A 2,558-nucleotide genomic window follows, 5' to 3' on the forward strand; every position below is an offset into this window, starting at 1 on the left:
ATGAAATACGGTATTCTGATGTGACAAAACCTGAATCCTGGTCGTTAAAGTGTTTGTTTACACTCATATTTTAACTGTTAGGACTCAGGTTTTTTTATTTAAAGCAAACTATGGGACAGCAGTGGCCTATAGCTCCCATTTTTATTGTTAAACATTGAATCCTATATGTTTTCCTGTTGGAAGCTCTACATCAATACGGAGCTTCCCACCCATTGCCTCAACATACTTTTTCATGGTTGAAATCTTAAGATCATTGCCACGATTTTCTATTGCTGAAAGCGATGGCTGTTTTATTCCCAAAGTTTCAGCAAGCTCTTTTTGAGAAATTTCGAGTTCTTCACGAATAAGATGAAGCTGATTTTCTAGCAGTAATTCATCAGCCATTTTTTGAATACGGGCTTGGCTCTCTGGAGAGCGGCTAGCTAACAATTCTTGCAGAGTCTTAGCCATTAGATTTATCTCCTAGGGTAGTGAGATGAAGTTGGTATTGTTCATCTGCAATATCCAGCATGTCTTTATAAAAACGCTTTTTACCGCCTTTATCAGCAATACATAGAACAATAGCCTGTCGTAAGGGATCAAATGCGAAGAAAGCTCTTAAGGGTCTACCGCGATGTTGAACACGCAGTTCTTTCATATTGGTAAATTTAGACTCATACACAGTATCTACTAAAGGACGGCCTAAACTCGGTCCCTGCTGCTGTAGAACAACCAGGGCAGCTAGGACCTTCTCTTGTGTAGGTTCATCTTGCTGTTCAAGCCACTGATTAAATAGATCTGTCGTAATGACAGTCCACATACCACAACCAGAATATAGATTATAGTCTATATTTTAGGGGCATTATGTTTGTTTTGCAAATGAGAAAGGATAGGCAATAAAAAACCCCGGCATCCTGCCGGGGTTTTTCATATTGGGTTGCTAAGTATGACTCCTGTCTTACCTCACGTTCCTGGTGCGATCTTTCTTATTCTTGTTGTTTGGAACATCCTGTTCTCTATGGCTTCATCATAGGAAAATTCACCTCTCCTGGACAGCCGTAAAGAACCAGAATTTACGTAAGCCCAGGCGTACAAAATAGCCTAAATTTTATTCACAAAAAATGTGGATAATTTTAAGCATTCAAGCATTGATAAAATTTAAAAAATCGCAAAATCGACTACTTTTTAAACAAATTTATTGGCAAGAACTATCAAAACCGCTCATAAAAAAGCCGACTTGTTTCAAAATCGGCTTTTTTATGGTTTTTAGATTTTTATGCTTTGAATAAGTATCTGATATTTATATTAATATACAAATGTATTGCGTATAATCGCCATTATGTTAAATAGGATTGTTTTGCTTTAGCTGATAGAGATTAATAGAATAGAAAAACCAAAAATACTAAAAGAAATCTTAAATGCTTAGTAAATTAAATAAGTTATTCGGTCTTATAGGCTTAACATCGCTTTCTACGATAAGTTGCGCCCAACAAAATCAAGAAGACGTTTGGCAAAATGTATATGACACTAGAACTCAGTATTATGAAAAAAATATAGGTCAATTACCTAATGATATTTTGAAAATAGTCCACATGGCTGGTGTATGGCCTGGTGGGGGGTTATATGTAATTCCGGCAGACAAAATTGGTAAAAATATTTTTGTGTATTCTACTTTTTTGATTTACAAACTCTGATATGCCAGCTCAAGCAACTGTTTCTGATGTAAAAGTTGAGAAAGATCATTTAGGGCGAACTACTTCAAGTTCGGCAACTTTAAAATCGAAATCACCAACCTCTACTCCTTCTGGTGCAGCAGGTTATGGATATGAATTAATATTAATGACTAGAGAAAAAAATGAAGAATGGCCACTTTGGTTTTTACAATGGGCGGCCCAAGCTGAATTATTAAATGATGCGGGTATTTTAGCAAGAGTTGAAAAATATAATGGGCTGACTATTGAAGCTATACAAGTTGGTGAAAATGCTAATGACAAAATTAATGTTTTAATTACAAAAGCACAAAAGCCTCTACCTCTTAGTACACAGCTTCCAAATGGAAAAATGGAGTTTTTAGTTGCAACAGTTATTACCGATGAAGAAATGAAATGGTCTATGACAAATGGGCGGAATGAGTTACTTAATAAGCTTATAAAATCAGGTGTTGGTCAAATCAGTGATCGTAATAGATCCTCTGTTATAACTAATTAGTTTTCCTAAAATTAACATAATACACCTTATACGAAATTCTCTTTATTTATCTTTAAATTTCAGTGTCGTATGTCGATTTAAAAGCCCAACCATCTCCGATTGGGCTTTTTTTATGATTTTTCATGTTCCACGAGCAATTAATAATCATTGTTTCACGAAAGATTTTAGTTCTACTACTTAACCTGAATCGCGGATAAGAAATTGACTTGAAAAATAAGAGGACTAGAGCCATCAGTTGAGTTACCACACCAAACTCACAACTCTAGTCCTGATGTTCAATAGTACCGAATTATTCTGCGTAATTGATGATTTTTTTCTTAAATTTGAATCAACTTATTGGGAGTTTCTCAAACAAAACTGTGGTTCCTTAA

The 2,558-nt window shown here is 35.2% G+C and carries 4 protein-coding genes and 1 pseudogene; 3 read left to right on the forward strand and 2 right to left on the reverse strand.

Translation table 11 applies throughout. The features are described from left to right. Window positions 1-147 precede the first annotated feature (147 nt). Window positions 148-450 (reverse strand): helix-turn-helix domain-containing protein, encoded by a 303-nt coding sequence (locus FTU55_RS14790; RefSeq protein WP_001140620.1) that lies wholly within the window; start codon window positions 448-450, stop codon window positions 148-150. Next, window positions 443-799: a type II toxin-antitoxin system RelE/ParE family toxin gene (locus FTU55_RS14795; RefSeq protein ID WP_004668307.1), complete on the reverse strand. Its 357-nt coding sequence runs from the start codon at window positions 797-799 to the stop codon at window positions 443-445. Before FTU55_RS14795 ends, FTU55_RS14790 begins: the two co-directional genes overlap by 8 nt. Before the next feature lie 598 nt (window positions 800-1,397). Here FTU55_RS14795 and FTU55_RS15230 point away from each other — a divergent pair. The 3 genes and pseudogenes from FTU55_RS15230 to FTU55_RS14805 form a co-directional block, all read left to right on the forward strand. Further along, window positions 1,398-1,673, forward strand: coding sequence for a hypothetical protein (locus FTU55_RS15230; protein WP_257222864.1), 276 nt, complete (start codon window positions 1,398-1,400; stop codon window positions 1,671-1,673). Window position 1,674: 1 nt separating this feature from the next. Further along, complete coding sequence (locus FTU55_RS15235) at window positions 1,675-2,187, forward strand: suppressor of fused domain protein (protein ID WP_257222865.1); 513 nt, start codon at window positions 1,675-1,677, stop codon at window positions 2,185-2,187. Window positions 2,188-2,458: 271 nt separating this feature from the next. Further along, window positions 2,459-2,558, forward strand: a pseudogene (locus FTU55_RS14805) (IS982 family transposase); the annotation flags it as partial.

This window comes from Acinetobacter sp. YH12117 (genome assembly GCF_013418865.1).
In the GTDB taxonomy this organism is placed as follows: domain Bacteria; phylum Pseudomonadota; class Gammaproteobacteria; order Pseudomonadales; family Moraxellaceae; genus Acinetobacter; species Acinetobacter indicus.